The sequence below is a fragment of the Enhydrobacter sp. genome, from assembly GCF_030246845.1.
Lineage (GTDB): Bacteria > Pseudomonadota > Alphaproteobacteria > Reyranellales > Reyranellaceae > Reyranella.
In genome coordinates this window covers 5,075,771-5,094,053 of record NZ_CP126889.1, presented here as the reverse complement: position 1 = coordinate 5,094,053, position 18,283 = coordinate 5,075,771, and the positions used below count along the sequence as shown (strand labels likewise).

The 18,283-nt window shown below is 68.4% G+C and carries 18 protein-coding genes; 8 read left to right on the top strand and 10 right to left on the bottom strand.

The genetic code is table 11. The features are described from left to right. Positions 1-22: 22 nt before the first annotated feature. The 5 genes from plsY to OJF58_RS25325 all read right to left on the bottom strand — a co-directional run bounded on the left by plsY (position 23) and on the right by OJF58_RS25325 (position 5,113). On the bottom strand, positions 23-640 hold the full coding sequence (gene plsY / locus OJF58_RS25345; RefSeq protein ID WP_300780643.1) for a glycerol-3-phosphate 1-O-acyltransferase PlsY: 618 nt from the start codon (positions 638-640) through the stop codon (positions 23-25). A 9-nt stretch (positions 641-649) separates the two neighbouring features. Then, positions 650-1,444: a hypothetical protein gene (locus OJF58_RS25340; protein WP_300780642.1), complete on the bottom strand. Its 795-nt coding sequence runs from the start codon at positions 1,442-1,444 to the stop codon at positions 650-652. Positions 1,445-1,533: 89 nt separating this feature from the next. Next, positions 1,534-2,883 (bottom strand): dihydroorotase, encoded by a 1,350-nt coding sequence (gene pyrC, locus OJF58_RS25335; RefSeq protein WP_300780641.1) that lies wholly within the window; start codon positions 2,881-2,883, stop codon positions 1,534-1,536. Continuing rightward, the gene (locus OJF58_RS25330) at positions 2,880-3,824 is read right to left on the bottom strand and encodes an aspartate carbamoyltransferase catalytic subunit (protein WP_300780640.1); all 945 of its coding nucleotides are present in this window, start codon (positions 3,822-3,824) and stop codon (positions 2,880-2,882) included. Before OJF58_RS25330 ends, pyrC begins: the two co-directional genes overlap by 4 nt. A gap of 83 nt (positions 3,825-3,907) precedes the next feature. Beyond that, on the bottom strand, positions 3,908-5,113 hold the full coding sequence (locus OJF58_RS25325) for a citrate/2-methylcitrate synthase (RefSeq protein WP_300780639.1): 1,206 nt from the start codon (positions 5,111-5,113) through the stop codon (positions 3,908-3,910). Positions 5,114-5,198: 85 nt separating this feature from the next. On the opposite strand from OJF58_RS25325, the gene OJF58_RS25320 reads away from it, so the two are divergent. Next, positions 5,199-6,284: a citrate synthase/methylcitrate synthase gene (locus tag OJF58_RS25320; RefSeq protein ID WP_300780638.1), complete on the top strand. Its 1,086-nt coding sequence runs from the start codon at positions 5,199-5,201 to the stop codon at positions 6,282-6,284. 3 nt (positions 6,285-6,287) lie between these two features. Here OJF58_RS25320 and OJF58_RS25315 read toward each other — a convergent pair whose 3' ends face one another. Further along, a complete protein-coding gene (locus tag OJF58_RS25315) occupies positions 6,288-6,848 on the bottom strand; it encodes a cytochrome b (RefSeq protein WP_300780637.1) in 561 nt (186 codons plus the stop codon). Next, the gene (locus OJF58_RS25310) at positions 6,835-7,431 is read right to left on the bottom strand and encodes a YceI family protein (RefSeq protein ID WP_300780636.1); all 597 of its coding nucleotides are present in this window, start codon (positions 7,429-7,431) and stop codon (positions 6,835-6,837) included. The genes OJF58_RS25315 and OJF58_RS25310 overlap by 14 nt, the downstream gene beginning before the upstream one ends. 44 nt (positions 7,432-7,475) lie before the next feature. On the opposite strand from OJF58_RS25310, the gene OJF58_RS25305 reads away from it, so the two are divergent. After that, positions 7,476-8,126 (top strand): TIGR02466 family protein, encoded by a 651-nt coding sequence (locus OJF58_RS25305; RefSeq protein ID WP_300780635.1) that lies wholly within the window; start codon positions 7,476-7,478, stop codon positions 8,124-8,126. Between the two features lie 76 nt (positions 8,127-8,202). Next, on the top strand, positions 8,203-8,538 hold the full coding sequence (locus OJF58_RS25300; RefSeq protein WP_300780634.1) for a hypothetical protein: 336 nt from the start codon (positions 8,203-8,205) through the stop codon (positions 8,536-8,538). On the opposite strand, the gene ruvX is transcribed toward OJF58_RS25300, so the two are convergent. Then, on the bottom strand, positions 8,539-9,015 hold the full coding sequence (gene ruvX, locus OJF58_RS25295; RefSeq protein WP_300780633.1) for a Holliday junction resolvase RuvX: 477 nt from the start codon (positions 9,013-9,015) through the stop codon (positions 8,539-8,541). 66 nt (positions 9,016-9,081) lie between these two features. Between ruvX and OJF58_RS25290 the strand changes: the two genes are divergently transcribed. The 4 genes from OJF58_RS25290 (at position 9,082) to OJF58_RS25275 (ending at position 15,260) form a co-directional block, all read left to right on the top strand. Beyond that, positions 9,082-11,592 carry a cation:proton antiporter gene (locus tag OJF58_RS25290; RefSeq protein WP_300780632.1) on the top strand — a complete coding sequence of 837 codons (2,511 nt, stop codon included), beginning with the start codon at positions 9,082-9,084 and terminating at the stop codon, positions 11,590-11,592. 64 nt (positions 11,593-11,656) lie between these two features. Then, a complete protein-coding gene (gene gatC / locus OJF58_RS25285; RefSeq protein ID WP_300780631.1) occupies positions 11,657-11,974 on the top strand; it encodes an Asp-tRNA(Asn)/Glu-tRNA(Gln) amidotransferase subunit GatC in 318 nt (105 codons plus the stop codon). A gap of 3 nt (positions 11,975-11,977) precedes the next feature. After that, positions 11,978-13,450, top strand: coding sequence for an Asp-tRNA(Asn)/Glu-tRNA(Gln) amidotransferase subunit GatA (gene gatA, locus OJF58_RS25280; RefSeq protein WP_300780630.1), 1,473 nt, complete (start codon positions 11,978-11,980; stop codon positions 13,448-13,450). Between the two features lie 91 nt (positions 13,451-13,541). Next, on the top strand, positions 13,542-15,260 hold the full coding sequence (locus OJF58_RS25275) for an amidohydrolase family protein (RefSeq protein WP_300780629.1): 1,719 nt from the start codon (positions 13,542-13,544) through the stop codon (positions 15,258-15,260). A 64-nt stretch (positions 15,261-15,324) separates the two neighbouring features. Here OJF58_RS25275 and OJF58_RS25270 read toward each other — a convergent pair whose 3' ends face one another. Then, positions 15,325-16,548 carry a cytochrome P450 gene (locus tag OJF58_RS25270; RefSeq protein WP_300780628.1) on the bottom strand — a complete coding sequence of 408 codons (1,224 nt, stop codon included), beginning with the start codon at positions 16,546-16,548 and terminating at the stop codon, positions 15,325-15,327. A gap of 65 nt (positions 16,549-16,613) precedes the next feature. Between OJF58_RS25270 and OJF58_RS25265 the strand changes: the two genes are divergently transcribed. Beyond that, on the top strand, positions 16,614-17,213 hold the full coding sequence (locus OJF58_RS25265; RefSeq protein ID WP_300780627.1) for a TetR family transcriptional regulator: 600 nt from the start codon (positions 16,614-16,616) through the stop codon (positions 17,211-17,213). A gap of 11 nt (positions 17,214-17,224) precedes the next feature. Here OJF58_RS25265 and OJF58_RS25260 read toward each other — a convergent pair whose 3' ends face one another. After that, on the bottom strand, positions 17,225-18,196 hold the full coding sequence (locus OJF58_RS25260) for a tripartite tricarboxylate transporter substrate-binding protein (protein WP_300780626.1): 972 nt from the start codon (positions 18,194-18,196) through the stop codon (positions 17,225-17,227). Between the last annotated feature and the right edge of the window lie 87 nt (positions 18,197-18,283).

Sequence of the window (18,283 nt, the reverse complement as noted above, 5' to 3'; positions counted from 1 at the left end):
TCGGCTTCGCTGTGCGGCCGGACTACACGGCCGGATTGGCGCTCGTCTTGCTCTGGCCGATCCTGGGTTCGTTGCCGTCGAGCAGGCGGCGGATGTTGGCGTGATGACGGATCCATACCAGCGGCACCAGCGCCGTGATGGCCAATGCGATCTGCCAGTCGACCAGGAACCACGCGGCGATTGCGCCGACCACGATGCTGAACAGGGTCGCCAGCGAGGAATAGCGGAACAGAGCGGCCAGCAGCAGCCACGCGGCGCAGGCGATGGCGCCGACGGGCCAGCTCAGCCCCCACATGACACCGAGCGCCGTGGCCATGCCCTTGCCGCCCTTGAACGACAGCCACACGGGAAACATGTGTCCCAGCACCGCGCCGAGCGCTGCGGCGATGGCGGTCAGTGGTCCGAGAACGCCGCAGATGAGAACCGCTGCCAGACCCTTCAGGGCATCAAGCAACAAGGTGGCCGCGGCGAGGCCCTTGTGGCCCGTTCGCAGCACGTTGGTCGCGCCGATATTGCCGGATCCGATCGAGCGGATGTCGCCCAGCCCGGCGGCCCTGGTCAGCAGCAGGCCGAACGGGATCGAGCCCAGCAGGTAGCCGACGAGGAACGGCAGGACGACGAGGAAGCCGTACCACTGCATGATGCGATCTCAGGGACTCAACACCTTGCAATTGGTCGAGTCGACATAGGTCGAGGTCGGTGGACCGATCAGCTCGGTCGAGATCTGCTCGCCCGGCGCGATCGCCACCGGCCCGAAATAGGCATCGCCCACCGAGCGACCGGCGTTGCGGAAGGTGCACTGGACTTGCGTGTTGACGGTATTCGGCGTGTTCGATGTGACCGTGATCGAGACCTGCCAGTAGCGCGACGGGCCGTAGGTCAGGTTGTTCGCGGCGAGCGTCACCAGAGGCATCGGCTGGGAGAAATGCGGCAACGGTCGCGGGCCGGTGCGGCGCACCTGGGGTTGCGGCTTGGGCATGGTGCTGTCGGCCGGCCCATAGCTCGACGTCGGATTGTTGGGATCGAAGGCGCGATCCGGATCGTAGCCGGACGGTGAAGGTGCGGACTGACCTGCCGATCCACCAAGCGTCGCCACGCCGCCGCCGGGCGTCGTCAAGGGCGGCGGCGTGAGCGGCGTGGAGCTGTACGAGTCGCTCGAGGGCGGCCGAGCGGGTTGGGGCGGCAGGGGCGTGGGCGAGGGGGGCGGCCGGTTGGTCGCCTGCGGCGCGGACGGCGCGGGTGTCGGCATGCCGCCGACATTGTTCTGCACCTTGTCGTAGCAGGCCAGCCGTTGCTGGGTGTCGGTGATCTCGGAACAAAGCTGGATGTGGCGGGTGAGCTGGTCAAGCAGGTCCTGACCCGAAGATTGCCGCGATTGGGAGTGCGCCGCGCTCGCGACAGCCGCCAAGGCGGCGCCGAGAAAGAGAGAGTGTCGAAAGTTCATCGCAAGCCTTGCTGTACCAACGGCCCGACCATAGCAGACCAAGTGGCCGTTTCGAGGCAATTCGAGCGCTCGACGGCCGCGCCGCGCGCTCAGGCCGCGACTGCCGCGGGGGCGAAGTCGTCGTTGCGATAGATCGTGCGTCCACCGACGATGGTGGCCATCACCCGGCCCTGGACCGGCCGCTCGTCGAACGGCGTGTTCTTGGTCTTGCTCCAGAGATCGGCGCGATCGATCTTCCAGGCGTAGTTGGCATCGAACAGGACGAGGTCGGCCGGCGCGCCTTTGGCGAGCCGGCCGCCGGGCAGGTTGAACAGCCGGGCCGGCGCGCTCGACAGGCGTTGGAATAGCCGGGGCAGGCTGAGATGGCCGTTGTGCACCAGCTCGAGCGACACCGGCAGCAGGGTCTCGAGGCCGATGCCGCCGGGTTCGGCCTGGGCGAAGGGCACGCGCTTGCTGTCCTGGTCCTGCGGCCGGTGGTCCGAGACGATGGCGTCGATCACGCCGCTCTTCAGCCCCTCGACGATCGCCTCGCGATCGGCCTCGCTGCGCAGCGGCGGCACCAGCTTGCCGAAGGTGCGGTAGTCGCCGACGGCGAGATCGTTCAGGGCGAAGTAGGGCGCGGCGGTATCGCAGGTGATGCGCAGGCCGCGCGCCTTGGCCGCCGCGATCGCCTTCACCGATTCGGCGGTGGAGATCTTGGCGAGATGCAGGCGTCCGCCCGTCATCTCGACGAGGCGGATGTCGCGCTCCACCATCATCACCTCGGCGAGCGGCGGGTTGCCGGCCAAGCCGAGGCGCGTGGCCATCACGCCGCTGCTCATGTGGCCGCCCGAAAGCGTCGGCTCCTGCGGCAGGTGGACGATCAGGGCGTCGAAGGCCTTGGCGTAGTAGAGCGCGCGGCGCATCACCTGGGCGTTGCCCACGGCGTGGTCGGCGTCGGTGAAGCCGACGGCGCCGGCTTCGGCCAGCAAGCCGATCTCGGCGAGCTCCTTGCCCTCGAGGCCGACGGTCAGCGTACCGAAGGCGTACATGTTGGCGAGCTTGATCTGGCGCGCGCGCCGCGCCACGAACTCGATCAACGAGGCATCGTCGAACGGCGGCTCGTTGTCGGGCAGCAGCACCATGGAGGTAATGCCGCCGACTGCTGCGGCGACGCCTGCGCTGTCGAGCGTCTCCTTGTGCTCCTCGCCCGGCTCGCCCGTGTGTACGCGCGTATCGACGATGCCCGGCGCGAGGTAGAGACCTTGACAGTCGACCGACTGGATGCCGTAGGGCGCGCCCGAGGCGAACAGATTGGGACCGAAGTCGGCGATCTTGCCGTCGCTGATCAGGACGGCGCCGACATATTCGGTGTCCGCCGTGGGATCGATGACGCGGGCATTGATGTAGGCGGTCGACCCGGCATGCGGTGGCAGCCCGCGGGCGACATTGCCGCTCATGCCGCGGCTCCCATGGCATTGCGGCGGCCGCCGATCAGGGCGTCGAGACAGGCCATGCGCACGGCGACGCCCATCTCGACCTGCTCGTGGATGACGCTGCGGTCGAGGTCGTCGGCCACCTCCGAGTCGATCTCCACGCCGCGGTTCATCGGGCCGGGATGCATGATCAGCGCATCGGGCCTCGCCACCTTGAGCTTCTCGCTGTCGAGGCCGAAGAAACGGAAGTATTCGCTGATCGACGGCACGAACGAGCCCTGCATGCGCTCGGTCTGCAGGCGCAGCATCATGACGATATCGACGTCCTTGAGGCCGGTCCTCATGTTGTAGTGGACCTCGACGCCCATCTTGTCGATGTCGGTCGGCATCAGGGTCGGCGGCCCGACCACGCGCACGCGGGCGCCCATGATCTGCAGCAGATGGATGTTCGACCGCGCGACGCGGCTGTGCAGGATGTCGCCGCAGATCGCCACCAGCAGCCCCTCCAGGCGGCCGCGGCGGCGGCGAATGGTCAGCGCATCGAGCAGCGCCTGGGTCGGGTGCTCGTGCTGGCCGTCGCCGGCGTTGATGACGGTGCAGTTGACCTTCTGCGACAGGAGATTGACGGCCCCCGATTCGCTGTGCCGCACGACGATGGCATCCGGCCGCATGGCGTTCAGCGTCATGGCGGTGTCGAGCAGGGTCTCGCCCTTGCGCACCGAAGAGGTGGCGACATCCATGTTGATGACGTCGGCGCCCAGCCGTTTGGCGGCAACCTCGAAGCTGGTGCGGGTCCGCGTCGAGTTCTCGAAGAAGAGATTGATCACGGTGCGGCCGGTCAGCAGGTCCCGCCGCTTGTCGAGGGATCTGTTCTGCTCGATGTAGCTTTCGGAAAGGTCGAGCAGGCCCGAAATGGTTTCGGGCGACAGACCTTCGATGCCGAGCAGGTGGGGCAACCTCGGCACGCCCGCGCGTTTGTTTGTCACTAAAGCGCGACGTTAAGCACGCGCGGCGCGCCGCTGCAAGGCGGCGCTCTGGTGGATAACGCTCATGCCGCAGGCCGTGGCCCGATATAGCGGGCGCGCGGCCTGATGAGAGCGCCGCTCGCCGCCTGCTCCAGGGCGTGGGCGATCCATCCGACGGTGCGGCCGAGAAGAAACAGGGCGAGCGCGGAATCCTTCGGCAGGTCGAGGACGCGCTCGAGCGTCGCCATCGCGAAGTCGATGTTGGGCTCGGCGCGCGCCAGCCGTGCGCCGATCGTGGCAAGCCGCTCGGCAAGGGCAAGCTCGGGCGAGTGCGGCAGGATCTCGCGCAGGAGGGCGAACAATGTCGCCGCGCGCACGTCGCCATCGGGATAGAGCGGATGGCCGAAGCCGGGAAGGCGAGCGTCGCCGCCTGCGCGCTCGACCAGTGCCGACTCCGGGTCGTCTGCTGCCGCGACCTCGGCAAAGAGGCTCGCGACTCGCCGCGTCAGGCCGCCGTGCCGCGGCCCGCTGATGGCCGCGAGTCCCGCCGTCGTGGCGGCATAGAGGTGGGCGCCGGTCGAGGCGACGACGCGGGCGGCGAAGGTCGAGGCGTTGAACTCGTGATCGGCCGACAGGACCAACGCCGCGCGGATCAAGGGCACGTGGCCGGCGGGCACCTGCCATGCCGCAGCGAGTTGCTCATGGACGGGCAGGGCCGAGGCCGGCTCCGTCGTCACGGCAGCCGTCAGCAGGCGCAGGATGCGAACCGCCGTCTCCAGCATGGCGGCGCGGTCCTCGACCCAGCTCGGATGGTCCCAGCGCGCCGCCGCCGGCAGCAGGATCAGGCAGCGATCGACCGTGGAGAGCGTCGCGGTGGCACTCCAGGCGGTGCGCAATGCGGCCGACGGAGCCGGCAGGTTCCCGGCGTCGAAAGGCCGATCGTCGCACTCCCACAGGAGCTGCGCGACCTGCTCCAGCGAATGGCTGCGCGCCAGCCGGGCGGCATCGTGACCACGATAATGGAGTCGACCGCCTTCGATGAATGTGAGGGACGACTCCAGCACCGGGGTGCCGAAGTCCAGGGCGTTGGCGGCAATCGATTCGGCCTTGCGCCCGACGGCGCGCCGCCGTTTCAGCCGGGCGACATCGTCGGCCCGATACCGGCGCTCGCGACGTCCCGACGTTCCCTCGGATCGCAGCAGGCCGCGACTGACATAGGCATAAAGCGTGGCCGGAGAGATCCCCAATCGGCGCGCCGCCTCGGCGGAGCTGATCCATTCGGTGCTCATGATTTATTATTGATGAGGCCAATCAATATTGACAATATATTTGTGCGACCGGATGTTCCTTGCGGATTGGGAAAGGGACATCCAGATGCTGCAGACACGCGTGGACAGTGGCCTCGATGGCGTGATCGTGGCCGATACGGTGATGAGCGAGGTCGACGGCGAGGCGGGCCGGCTGGTCGTCCGCGGGCACGGCCTCGAGGAGCTGGTCGCGCACCGCGGCTTCGAAGGCGTCGCCGCCTTGCTGTGGACAGGCCATGGCGAGGGCGGCGGCGACGAGACGGCCGTCCGCGAGGGCCTGGCCGCCGCGCGGGTCAGGGCCTTCGCCGATGTGCCGCGGCTGCTGGCGGCGACGGCGGCGCTGAGCCCGATCGAAGCGCTGCGCGTCGGGATCGGCATGCTGGCGGACTCCGATCCGATGCCTCATCACTATCTCGTCTGTGGCGCGATGCCCGTGTTCCTGACGGCGTTGCTCAACGCGCGCCGCGGCCTGTCGGCGATCGCGCCCGATCCCGCGCTCACGACGGCGCAGGATTTTCTGCGCATGCTGCGCGGCCAGCGCGCCGGGGCCGTCTTCGAGAAGGGGCTCGACACCTATCTCGCCACGGTGGCGGATCATGGATTCAATGCGTCGACCTTCACCGCCCGCGTCGTCGCTTCCACCCGCGCCGGCCTGATCTCGGCGGTGCTCGCGGGCCTGTGCGCCCTCAAGGGCCCGTTGCATGGCGGCGCGCCGGGGCCGGTGCTCGACATGCTGGACGAGATCGGCGATGCCGCGCGGGCCGAAGCGTGGTTCGACGACGCCTTCGCCAAGGGCGTGCGACTGATGGGTTTCGGCCACCGTGTCTACAAGGTGCGCGACCCGCGGGCGGATGTGCTGAAGGCCGCGGTGGCGACGTTGCCGTCGACGGCGGGACGGCTGGCCTTTGCCGCGGCGGTCGAGAAGGGCGCGATCGCGGCCCTGCGCCGCCACAAGCCGGGGCAGCGGCTCGAGACCAACGTCGAATACTACACCGCACTGCTGCTCGAAGCCCTGGACGTGCCGCGCGAGGCCTTCACCGCCTTGTTCGCGGTGGGTCGGGCCGCGGGCTGGTGCGCCCACATCTTCGAGCAGGAGAAGGGTGGGCGCATCATCCGCCCGCAATCGAACTACATCGGTCCACGGCCGCAGTAGCGGCTATCGCGACGGCCACATGCGGCGGAAGACGCCGTCGCGGCGCAGGACGTCGTGGCGGATCACCGCCGCGACGTGGAGAGCGAGAACGGCCATGAGCGTCCAGGCCAGCCAGTGATGGGCGGTCCGCAGGCGCTCGAACAGGCCGGCATCGCGGGGCACCGGGTTCGGCAGCGGCACGAGGCCGAACCAGAAGATCTCGACGCCCCCTGCAGAGCTCATGAGCCAGCCGGTGATCGGCAGCGCCACGAGCAGAACGAGCAGTGCGGCGTGTGAGACCGGCGCCAGCCGGCGCTCCCATCGGGTGACGGCGTCGGGCAAAGGCGGCGGTGGCGCATGCCAGCGCCAGATGAGCCGTGCCACGGTGAGAAGGAACACGGTGAGGCCGATCCATTTGTGCCAGGCATAGGCCTCGAGCTTGGTGAGCCCGATGGGCAGGTCGGTCATCCAAAGGCCGAGCGCGAGAAGGCCGAACACCGCCGCCGCCGTGATCCAGTGCAGCCCCTTGGCGACCGGCCGATAGCCGAGGGTCGGCCGCTGCCCGTGCGCCTCAGCGCCAGGCATCGGCGCGGATGGAAATGTCGACCGTGTCGCCCACGACATCGACGAACTTCGTCATGCCGAACTCCGACCGCTTGATCTGTCCCTGGCCGAGAAAGCGCGCATAGCGCGTCCCCGGCGGCGCGTCCGGCCGGCGGTCGGCCACCTCGACGTCGAGCTGCATCGGCTTCGTGATGCCACGCAGGGTGATGTCGCCCATGACCTTGAGCTTGTCCTCGCTCACACGCTCGATGTTCGTCGACTTGAAAATCATCTCGGGAAACTTGTCCACGTCGAAGAAATCGGCGCCCTTCAGCATGTCGGTCTGCTGCTTGTCGAGCATCTCGATGCTCGTGGTGTTCACCCGCACGTCGACGCGGCTCTTCGAGACATCGGCACGGTCGACATCGATCATGCCGCGCCAGTCCTTGAACGAACCCGTGGTGCGAAAGAGCTTGGAGTCGCCGATCGAGAAGTCGATCGTGCCGCGCTCGCTGCCGATCTTGAGCTGTTCGAGCGCCCACGCCGCACGGCCTGGCGACGCAATGGCCAGGGCGCTTCCCAGCAGGAGGACGCGGCGGCGTCCGATCGTTGCAGCGCGTGACATGCGAAACCATAGCATGCGGTCCCCTCATCACGGATAATCACGTCATGGCGATCCATGCCCTATTTCCGACACTCGTCTATCGCGCTCCGCTGACCTCCGCTGCGAACGCACATTTCGATCAGAGACTCCACGACGAGTGCGAGGCGATCGCCGCATCGGACATGGCCGGCCGGCGGTGGTCGGCGAAGCACTATGTCGGCGGCTACACTTCTTACGGATCGCTCGATCGGCTGCATCTGGTTTCGCCGCTGTTCGACAGGCTGCGACGCCACATCGATCGACATGTCGCCCTTTTTGTCCGATCGCTGCAGTATGATCTCTCGCGCCGGCGCGTGGCGATGTCCGACTGCTGGCTGAACCGGATGCCGGGCGGCATCGGACATTCCTTGCATCTGCACCCCGCATCGTTCATCAGCGGCACCTACTATGTCGTGGTGCCGAAAGGGGCGGGCGCGCTCAAGTTCGAGGATCCGCGGCTATCGCGTCTGATGGCGGCCCCGCCGCGACGCGCGGATGCGCCCCGGGCCATGCGTTCTTTCGTCAGCATGGCTGCGCGGTCCAGCGATCTCATATTGTTCGAGAGCTGGTTGCGCCACGAGGTGCCGCCCGCGCGCTATGCCGGCGAGCGCGTCTCCATCAGCTTCAACTACACATGGGTGACGACGCCGGCGAGAGCAGGTGCTAAGAAAAGTTGAAATGCGTGGTCTTGTTGCGAGTCTTTCGTTCTGCGCGGCCCTGGTCGGCGCGGCGACGGCCAAAGCCGACTGTCCGATGGATCTGGGGCACGGAACCGGCTGGGTGGTGTTTTCCGAGCGCTACATGATCGCGTTTCGGCCCGACCCGATGCCGATCGAGGTGGGCGAGCCGGTTTCCCTCATCATGAATGTCTGCACGAAATCGGGCGATGCGGCCGAACTGGTCAAGGTGGGGGCCGAGCGCCTCGACGCGAAGACTCCGAGCCAGCACCTCAAGGTGAGTGGCGGCGCCGACGGCCGATATCGGGTGGATGGCCTGTCCTTTCTGGCGCCGGGACGATGGGAGATCGAGTTCGATGTCCGCTCGGCCGAGGGCAGCGAGGAACTGACCCACGAAATCGTCGTCAAGTGATCACGCGAGGCGGGCGAGGGCGCTTTCGAGGATCCAGGCGGCGGCCGCGGCATCGACCCGTTCGGCGCGCTTGGCGCGGCTCATGTCGTAGTCCTCGATCATGCCCCGCGTTACCGCCGCCGTGCTCAGCCGCTCGTCCTGCAGGACGATGGGCAGGGCGGCCAGGGCAGGCGGCCCGTGGGCTGCGATATTGGCCGCGAACTGGCGCACCGACTGGCAGCGCGGCCCCTCGCTGCCGTCCATGTTGAGCGGCAGACCAAGCACGAGCGCCTTCACCTCGTGCTTGCCGGAGAGGTCGGCCAGACGCTCGAGGTCCGCCGCGAGCCTGGAGCGCTTGAGGACGAGAAGCGGCGTGGCGAGCGTGCGTCGCACGTCGGAAGTCGCCACGCCGATCGTTCTGGTCCCCACGTCGAACGCCATCAGACGGCCGTCGCGCACCAGCGACGCCCTGAGTTCCGGAAAGTCGACGATCGGCATGGCGCGCCTTATAGGCGCTGTGCGCTGGCGGGTCGACAAGGCCGGCGCTTCAAGTAAGTTTGTGGCGTGACTGCTGTCCTTTACGCGCTCCTCGCGCTCGCGATGGTGCTGACGATCGTCAGCCTGCTGGTGCCGCTGGCCGAACGTTTGCGCCTGCCGCACACGGTGCTGCTCGCCGTCACCGGCCTCGGTCTTGGCCTGATCGGCGACTGGATCGCGCTCCGCGGCGAGGCGGAGGGAGTCCTGGGCGACGCCTTCAAGGGCCTGGCGGGGATAGAGGTGGGCACCGATCTCTTCCTGCCGCTGTTCCTGCCGCCGCTCCTGTTCACCGCCGGCCTCACGATCGACGTACGCCGTCTGATCGACGAGATGTCGGCGGTGCTGCTGCTGGCCATCGTGGCGGTGCTCGTGTGCATCGGCGGCGTGGCCGGCGTGGTCCATCTCGCCACCGGCTACGACATCCTGATCTGCCTGCTGGTCGGGGTGATCGTGTCGACCACCGACCCGGCGGCGGTGATCGGCATCTTCCGCGATGTCGGCGCCCCCAAGCGGCTCTCGATCCTGGCCGAGGGCGAGTCGCTCCTGAACGACGCCGTCGCCATCGCCTCGTTCGGCTTCGTGATGCAGCTCCTGATCGTGCGCGTATCGCCGGACATCGGCCAGGCCGCGCCTGCCGAGGCCGCCGCGCCGGTGATCCACGTCCTGCGCGACTTCTTCGGCGGCGTGCTGTTCGGCTTCGCGCTCGCCCGCGCCGCGATGGTGGTCCTGCCGCGGCTGGGCGACTCGGATGTGGCGATCGCCTCGGTGACGGTGAGCCTCGCCTATCTGAGCTACGTCCTGGCCGACCACTACCTCGCGATCTCGGGCGTTGTCTCGGTCGTGGTCGCGGCGCTCACGGTGGCGGCCTATGGGCCGACGCATCTGCATCCCCGCCAATGGACGGCGCTCAAGCAGCTCTGGCAGCAGCTCGACTTCTGGAGCAACTGCCTGATCTTCGTGCTCGCCTCGATGGTGGCGGCGCAATTCCTGCCGTATATCAGTTGGCTGTATATTTGGGGTCTGGTGGCGGTTGTGGTCGGCGCGACACTGGCTCGTGTGCTGGTCGTGTTCGGCATGCTGCCCCTGCTCGAGATCACCCGTCTCGTGGAGCCGGTCGACCCGCGCTACAAGACGATCCTCGTCTGGGGCGGCCTGCGCGGCGCGGTGACGATCGTGCTCGCCATGGTCGTGGCCGGCGACACGCGCCTGCCCGAGACGATCCGCGAATTCACGGCCGAGCTTGCGACGCTGTTCGTGCTCTTCACCCTGCTGGTCAACGCCACGACGCTCGGGCTGGTGATGCGGGCGCTGGGGCTGAACAAGCTGAGCCCCGTGGAGGTGGCGCTGCGCGACAGGGTGCTGGCCCTCTCGCGGGTCAACGTCCAGCGCCAGCTCCGCCAGATCATGCGCGAGCACAACGAGCGGGTGGTCGGCCTCGACGTCGATCCCGATTCGGCAGGTGACGCCGAGATCGAGGCGCCGCCGGCCGATCTGCCGCTCGAGCTGCACGAACGCCTGTCGGTCGGCCTGCTGACGCTGTGCACGCAGGAGAAGGACCTCTATCTCGACCAGTTCGAGCAGCAGACCCTGTCGCGCCGCATGGTGACGTTGCTCACGGCGCGCGCCGACCGGCTGATCGATGCCGTGCGCGATCGCGGCGCCGCGGGCTACGAAGAGGTGGTGCAGGATTTCGCGCGGCCCGATCTCGCCTTTCGCGTCGCGCTCTGGCTGCATCGCCATTTCGGCTTCGGCTGGCCGCTGACCGAACAGCTCGCCGACCGGTTCGAGATCCTGATGGTGTCGCAGGACGTGCTGGCGGAACTCGCGGCCTTCAACCTGAGCTCGATCACCGATCTCCTGGGGGCGGACGCTGAGGAACGGCTGGGCGCGATGATCAGGGAACGCCAGGAACTCGTCGTCCGGGCGCTGAGAGCGCTCTCGCTGCAGTACCCGGGCTACGCCGAGTCGATCAAGGACCGGCAGCTCGAGCGGGCCGCGATCCGCTTCGAATCGGCCGAATACGCGCGCCGGCTGCGCGAGTCGATCATCAGCCGCGAGGTCTATGCCGACTTGCGCCGCAAGCTGAACGCGCGCCGCAAGAGCCTGAGCCACCGGCCGTCGCTCGATCTCGGGCTCGAGCTTGCCGGCATGATCGCGCGGGTGCCGCTTTTCGCCGGGCTCGATGCCGCGGCGGTGCGCGAGGTTGGCCGGCGCCTGCGGGCCCGGCTGGCGGTGCCGGGCGAGAAGATCGTCGCCGTCGGCGGCCGACCCGACGCAATGTATTTCATCGCCGCCGGCGAGGTGGCGGTCCATGTCGGCGGCATGACGGTGCCCTTGAAGGAGGGTGACTTCTTCGGCGAGATGGGCCTGCTCGAATCGCGGCCGCGCAACGCCGACGTGGTGGCGGTCGGCTACTGCCATCTGCTGGTGCTGTCGCGCCGCGACTTCAACGAGCTTCTGGCGCGGCGGCCGGGCATGAGAGCCGAGATCGAGGCGGTTGCGGCCAAGCGCGTCGCCGAGACGGCGGCCGCCTCGTAGCCCGTTGCTCCCCCGGGGCAAAACCGCTACCAACCGCGCCATTCAAGCGTTTCGGAGCAGAGGTATGTCGCTCGACAAGGACACGGTGGCGTGCATCGCGCGTCTTGCCCGTCTGAAGGTGCCGGAGGAGGAGCTTGTCCCGCTCGCCGGCGAGCTCTCGAGGATCCTGGCCTGGATCGAGCAGTTGAACGAGGTCGATACCGGCAACGTCGAGCCACTGGCCAGCGTCTCCGATGTGACGCTGCCCATGCGCGCCGACGAGGTGACGGACGGCGGCATCGCCGAGAAGGTGCTGGCCAATGCGCCGGGCGGCGCGGTCTATGTCGATCCGACCGACAAGAATGCGGGCGGCTTCTTCACCGTGCCCAAGGTGGTGGAGTAGGCGATGGCGGCTCTCACCGATCTCACGGTCGCGGAGCTCGCGGCGACGATGGCCCGGAAGGAGGCCAGCGCCGTCGAGGTCGCCGACGCGCACCTCGGAAAGCTCGACGAGCATCGCGCGCTCAACGCCTTCATCACCGAGACACCCGACAAGGCGCGCGACATGGCCGTGGCCTCGGATGCGCGCCGTGCGCGGGGCGAGGCGGGCCTGCTCGAGGGCGTGCCGCTCGCGGTCAAGGACCTGTTCTGCACCGAAGGCGTCCCAACCACCGCCGCGTCGCACATCCTCGAAGGCTTCGTGCCGCCCTACGAGAGCACGGTGACCGCCAACCTCTGGCGGGCCGGCGCCGTCATGGTCGGCAAGACCAACCTCGACGAGTTCGCCATGGGCTCGTCGAACATGACGAGCTATTTCGGCGGCGTCGAGAATCCGTGGAAGCGGCGCGGCGACAACCGCAAGCTGGTGCCGGGCGGCTCCTCCGGCGGCTCGGCGGCGGCGGTGGCGGCGCGCATGGTGCCCGGCAGCACCGGGACCGACACCGGCGGCTCGATCCGCCAGCCGGCCTCGTTCTGCGGCATCGTCGGCCTGAAGCCGACCTACGGCCGCTGCTCGCGCTGGGGCGTCGTCGCCTTCGCAAGCTCGCTCGACCAGCCCGGCCCGTTCGCGCGCACCGTCGAGGATGCGGCGCTCATCCTGCAGGCCATGGCAGGGCATGACCCCAGGGATTCGACCTCGGCGCCGCTGCCGGTGCCGGATTTCGCCGCGGCGGCGCGCAACCCCGGCATCAAAGGGCTCAAGGTCGGCATTCCGAAGGAATACCGCGTCGAGGGCACGTCGGCGGAGATCGCGGCCTTGTGGGACAAGGGCGTCGAGATGCTTAAGGCGGCCGGCGCACAGCCGCTCGAGGTCTCGCTGCCGCATACCAGGTACGCGCTGCCGGCCTACTACATCGTGGCGCCGGCCGAATGCTCGTCCAACCTCGCGCGCTACGACGGCGTGCGCTACGGGCTGCGCGTGCCGGGCAAGGACCTGATCGAGATGTACCAGAACACGCGCGCCGCCGGCTTCGGCAAGGAGGTGCGCCGGCGCGTCATGATCGGCACCTACGTGCTGTCGGCCGGCTATTACGACGCCTACTACAAGAAGGCGCAGCAGGTGCGGGCGCTGATCGCCCGCGACTTCAAGCAGGCGTTCGAGAAATGCGACGTGCTGCTGACGCCGACCGCGCCGACTGCTGCTTTCCCGGCCGGCGAGAAGATGGACGATCCGGTCACCATGTACCTCAACGATGCCTTCACCATCCCGGCATCGATGGCGGGCCTGCCCGGCATCTCGGTGCCCGTCGGCCTCGACAAGGACGGCTTGCCGCTCGGCCTGCAGATCATCGGCCGCTCCTTCGACGAGGAGACGATGCTGCGCGCAGCCGCGGCGCTCGAGAAGGCGGCGGCATTCGACGCGCGACCGGCGGGTTACTGATCGTACCCTTTCCGACGCCTGCTCCGTTTCGACCTGCGGCGGCATGCGCGTTCGAGGCCGTTGCGGTAGACTTCGGCAAACCGGGAACCATATGGCGGACCATGATCTTGTCATTCGCGGCGGCACGGTGGCCGACGGCACGGGCAGCGCCCTTCGCGAGGCCGATGTCGCGGTGAAGGACGGCAGGATCGTCGCGCTTGGCAACGTAAACGGCAGCGGCCGCGAGGAGATCGATGCCAAGGGGTTGTTGGTCACGCCGGGCTTCGTCGACATCCACACCCACTATGACGGCCAGGCGACATGGGATTCGCGGCTGCAGCCTTCGAGCTGGCATGGCGTCACGACCGCGGTGATGGGCAATTGCGGCGTGGGCTTCGCGCCGGTGAAGGTGGCCGATCGCCAGCGCCTGATCGAATTGATGGAGGGCGTCGAGGACATTCCGGGTGCCGCGCTCGACGAGGGGCTCAACTGGTCGTGGGAGTCGTTCGGGCAGTATCTCGACGCGCTCGACGCCCGGCCGCGCGATATGGATCTCGGCGCCCAGCTTCCGCACGGCGCGCTGCGCGTGTTCGTGATGGGCGAGCGGGCGGCGAAGCTCGAGGAGGCGACAGCCGACGAGGTCGCGCAGATGCGCGTCCTTGCCGCGCAGGCGATGCGCGCCGGCGCCCTGGGCTTCTCGACCTCGCGCACCCTCAACCATCGCACCGTCAAGGGCGATCCGACGCCCTCGCTTCGTGCCTCGGAAGCCGAGCTTCTGGGCATCGCGCTCGGCATGAAGGATGCGGGGCAGGGCGTGATCGAGTTCATCTCCGATTTCAACACGCCCGATCCGGAGAGCGAGTTCGCGATGCTCGACCGGCTGCTGGCGGCCAGCGGCCGTCCGTTCTCGGTATCGCTCGCGCAGCGCCATACCCGGCCCGACGGCTGGCGGCGCCTGCTCGGCCTGGTCGAGGGGCTGGCGGCCAAGGGACATTCCGCCAAGGCGCAGGTGGCGCCGCGGCCGATCGGCGTGCTGCAGGGCCTGCAGGCGAGCCGCATCCCGTTCTCGATGTGCCGGTCGTACAAGGCGATCGCTCACAAAAGCGTGGCCGAGCGGCTCGCGATCATGCGCGATCCTGCCTTCCGCGCCCGGCTGCTGGAGGAATCGCACGAGCCGCTGCGCTCCGAGATGGCGGCGCGGCTGGTGGACTACGACCGCATGTTCCCGCTGGGCGATCCGCCGGAATACGAACCGCCGCGGGAGAGCTCGCTGGGCGCCCGGGCGCGCCACGAGGGCCGCGACCCGCGTGAGGTCGTCTACGACTACCTGATCGAGGGCGAGGGCAAGAACTTCATCTTCGCTCCCTTCGCGAACTACGCCGCCTACAATCTCGACTGTTGCAGCGAGATGATGCAAAGCCCGCACACGCTGATCGGGCTGGGCGATGGCGGCGCGCATGTCGGCCTGATCTCCGACGGCTCCTACCCGACCTATCTGCTGTCGCATTGGGGCCGCGACCGCAAGGTCGGTCGGCTCGACGTGTCGTGGCTCGTGAAGCGCCACACGCTGGACAATGCCCGTGCCGTCGGCCTGAACGACCGCGGCCGGATCGCCGAGGGCTACAAGGCCGACCTCAACGTCATCGATTTCGACAAGCTGCGCGTCGAGGCGCCGGTGATGAAGTGGGACCTGCCGGCTGGCGGCAAGCGTCTGCTGCAAGGCGCCACCGGCTATCGCGCCACGATCGTGTCCGGCAGCGTCACCTATCGCGACGGCGAGCCGACGGGGACGCTGCCCGGCAAGCTGGTGCGTGGGCCGCAGGCGGTGTGACGGTCTCGGGACCGCGCGCATCTTGCGCGCTCATGATATGGGCGGGCTGGAAGCCCGCGGTCCACTATGACTTCAAGGTGATTGGCAGGCTCTCCAGTCCACGCAGCGTGAAGGTCGGCCGGCGCGCGGGCGTGCCGGCGAGCTCGATCCGGCCGAAGCGGTCGAGCAGGGTGCGGAACGCGATCTCACCCTCCATGCGGGCGAGCGCCGCTCCCAGGCAATGGTGAATGCCGCCGCCGAAGGCGACATGCCGGCGGGCATCGCGTGCGACGTCGAGGCGGTGCGGATCGGCGAAGACGGTGGGATCGCGGTTGGCGGCGCCCAGCACCAGCATGATCTCGTCGCCCGCTTTGACGGGACAGCCGACGACTTCCATATCCTCGACCACGACGCGCTGGGTGATCTGCACCGGGCTGTCGAAGCGCAGCAGCTCGTCGACCGCCGGGCCGGCAAGCTCGCGCGAGCGCCGTAGAACGGCGAGCTGGTCCGGCGCGCGCAGCAGGGCCAGCGTGCCGTTGCCGATCAGGTTCACCGTCGTCTCGTGGCCCGCGACCAGCAGGAGCTGGGCGAGCGCCACGATCTGTCGCGGCGAGATGCGGTCGCCATCAGCCTCCACGGCCGCGAGCGCGGAAAGAAGATCATTGCCGGGCTTGCGTCGCCGCGCTGCCAGCAGGTCGCCGAGATAGGCCTGCAGGCCCTGGCGTGCTTCGACGATCGCCGCCTCGATCTCGGCGCTGCGCAGGATGCCCGGATCGACCGAGCGGGCGATGCCGCGCGACCAGGCGGTGAAAATCGCCTCGTCCTCGGGCGGGACGCCCAGCAGGGCGCAAATCACCCGCACCGGCAGCGGATAGGCGAAGGCCGTGATCACGTCCACGACGCCGGATTGCGGCGCCATGGCATCGACGAGCTCGGTGGCGATCGCCTGCGTCGTGCCGCGCAGCTCCTCGACGCGGCGTGGCGTGAAGGCGCGCGCGACCAGCCCGCGCAGGCGCGTGTGCTCGGGCGGATCCATGAACAGCAGGCTGCGGGTGCGATTGGGATCCTCCTCGGTGCGGTCGGCCTCGGTGGCGGCATGCGATTCGTCGGTCGAAAGCCCGGGATGACGCAGCAGCGCCGTCACCTCGGCGTGGCCGAGCGCGAACCAGATCGTGTCGGCCATGCGCAGAAGCGGCGAGGATCCGCGAAAGCGCTCGTAGTAGGGATAGGGATCCTCGCGAAAGGCGGGGGACATGGCCTCGAGGAAAAAGCGGTCGGTCGGGCTGGCGACGGTCGCGGCATCGGGCATGGCCATCCTCGCACTGCAATTCGATACAGATATGTATCGAATTTTAATGTGCTAAGGAACCGGCCATGTCAAGAGCGCGCACGCGTCCGACACGGGACGATACGAAGGAGAAGCTGTTCGAGGCGGCGGCCCGGGTCTTCGCGGAACGGGGCATTGGGGCGGCCAGCATCGAGACGATCGCCGCGGCGGCCGGCTTCACGCGCGGCGCCTTCTACTCGAATTTCGCCAGCAAGGACGACCTGATCGTCGCCATGCTGGAGGACCATGTCGAACGCTCGATCGCGCATCATCGCGATCTGCTGGCGCGGCATCGGACACCCGACGATTACGTGGCGGCGCTGCGCGCCACCGAGCGCAGCCGGCACGATCCCTTGGGGCAGGCGCCCCTCCTGCATATGGAGCTGATCCTTTACGTGGCGCGGGCGGAGAAACGACGACCCGAGCTGGCCAAGCGCCTGCGCGCCCGCCGCAAGCTCGTCGCCGAGATCGTCAGCTCGACCATGCGGGCGGCCGGGACCGGCGTGCGCGATCCGGCCTGGGCGAGCGCCATGCTCCTGGCGCTGGAGGACGGGTTTCGTCTCCATCGCCTGATCGATCCCGATTCGACGCCGGCCGACAGCTTCTTCCGCGCGGTGAGCGACCTGCGGAAGCTGGCGCGGGATTGAGAAGCCCGGCGTCAATCGCCCTTGATGTCGTTGTCCTTGATCACCTTGAACCAGCGCTCCTGCTCGCTCTTCTGGTAGGCGGCGAACTCCTCCGGGGAGGTGGTCAGGATCTCCATGTTGAACTGCTCGACGAACTTCTGCGAGACGTCGGCCGAGCGCACGGCCTTGGTGATCTCGGCGTGCATGCGGTCGACGATCGGACGCGGCGTGCCGGCCGGCGCGTAGACGCCCCACCAGGAATAGGAGGGAAAGGCCTTGATGCCCTGCTCGGCCAGCGTCGGGGTATCGGGAAGCGCGGGCGTCCGCTTCTCGCCCGTGACCGCGATCGCCCGCACCTTGTTGGCGCGGATATGGGGGCTGAGCGACGTCAGGCTGCCGATCCCGATGTCGGTGACCCCCGCCAGCAGATCCTGGTTGAGCGGCCCGCCGCCCTTGTAGGGGATCAGGTTGATGTCGACGTCGTTCTCCTTCTTGACGAGGGTCATCAGCACCAGCGCCTGGCTGGCGCCGAGCACGCCCATGTTGACCCGGCCCGGCCGCTTCCTCGCGTCCGCCACCGCCTCGGCGAACGTCCTGTAGGGCCGATCGGGATGGGTCGTGATCACCTGCGGCGTGCGGCCGATCTCCATCACGTTGAGAAGATCGGAATCCTTGTAGGGCAGGCCGGGCGCGAAGGCCGGATTGAGGATGTGGCTGTCGAAGGTGATCATCCAGGTCTGGCCGTCGGGCGCCGCCTTGGCCGCCACTGCCGAGCCGACGGCGCCGGTGCCGCCGGGCTTGTTCTCGATGATGATGTGCCAGCCCGTGGTCTCGATCAGCCTGGCCTGGATGATGCGCGCGACCGGATCGGTCGAGCCGCCGGGCGGGAAGGGGACGATGATCCGGATCGACCCCTTGGGCCATTCGCCCTCGGCCCAGGCGGACGCCGCGAAGGTGGACGCTGCGGCTCCCGCCAGCAGTGCGCGGCGGCGCAGGATGGTCATCGATTTCCTCCCTGTCTGTCGGTCGGAACCTACCCGGCGGCCGACGGGACGGAAAGCCTTGATCCCGGCCGACCGGCGGCCCTAATA

What these genes read in the sequence shown, in the direction of transcription:
- plsY (WP_300780643.1), bottom strand. Translation starts at nt 640, where the DNA reads ATGCAGTGGTACGGCTTCCTCGTCGTCCTGCCGTTCCTCGTCGGCTAC.
- OJF58_RS25340 (WP_300780642.1), bottom strand. Translation starts at nt 1,444, where the DNA reads ATGAACTTTCGACACTCTCTCTTTCTCGGCGCCGCCTTGGCGGCTGTC.
- pyrC (WP_300780641.1), bottom strand. Translation starts at nt 2,883, where the DNA reads ATGAGCGGCAATGTCGCCCGCGGGCTGCCACCGCATGCCGGGTCGACC.
- OJF58_RS25325 (WP_300780639.1), bottom strand. Translation starts at nt 5,113, where the DNA reads ATGAGCACCGAATGGATCAGCTCCGCCGAGGCGGCGCGCCGATTGGGG.
- OJF58_RS25320 (WP_300780638.1), top strand. Translation starts at nt 5,199, where the DNA reads ATGCTGCAGACACGCGTGGACAGTGGCCTCGATGGCGTGATCGTGGCC.
- OJF58_RS25315 (WP_300780637.1), bottom strand. Translation starts at nt 6,848, where the DNA reads ATGCCTGGCGCTGAGGCGCACGGGCAGCGGCCGACCCTCGGCTATCGG.
- OJF58_RS25310 (WP_300780636.1), bottom strand. Translation starts at nt 7,431, where the DNA reads ATGTCACGCGCTGCAACGATCGGACGCCGCCGCGTCCTCCTGCTGGGA.
- OJF58_RS25305 (WP_300780635.1), top strand. Translation starts at nt 7,476, where the DNA reads ATGGCGATCCATGCCCTATTTCCGACACTCGTCTATCGCGCTCCGCTG.
- OJF58_RS25300 (WP_300780634.1), top strand. Translation starts at nt 8,203, where the DNA reads ATGGATCTGGGGCACGGAACCGGCTGGGTGGTGTTTTCCGAGCGCTAC.
- ruvX (WP_300780633.1), bottom strand. Translation starts at nt 9,015, where the DNA reads ATGCCGATCGTCGACTTTCCGGAACTCAGGGCGTCGCTGGTGCGCGAC.
- gatC (WP_300780631.1), top strand. Translation starts at nt 11,657, where the DNA reads ATGTCGCTCGACAAGGACACGGTGGCGTGCATCGCGCGTCTTGCCCGT.
- gatA (WP_300780630.1), top strand. Translation starts at nt 11,978, where the DNA reads ATGGCGGCTCTCACCGATCTCACGGTCGCGGAGCTCGCGGCGACGATG.
- OJF58_RS25275 (WP_300780629.1), top strand. Translation starts at nt 13,542, where the DNA reads ATGGCGGACCATGATCTTGTCATTCGCGGCGGCACGGTGGCCGACGGC.
- OJF58_RS25270 (WP_300780628.1), bottom strand. Translation starts at nt 16,548, where the DNA reads ATGCCCGATGCCGCGACCGTCGCCAGCCCGACCGACCGCTTTTTCCTC.
- OJF58_RS25265 (WP_300780627.1), top strand. Translation starts at nt 16,614, where the DNA reads ATGTCAAGAGCGCGCACGCGTCCGACACGGGACGATACGAAGGAGAAG.
- OJF58_RS25260 (WP_300780626.1), bottom strand. Translation starts at nt 18,196, where the DNA reads ATGACCATCCTGCGCCGCCGCGCACTGCTGGCGGGAGCCGCAGCGTCC.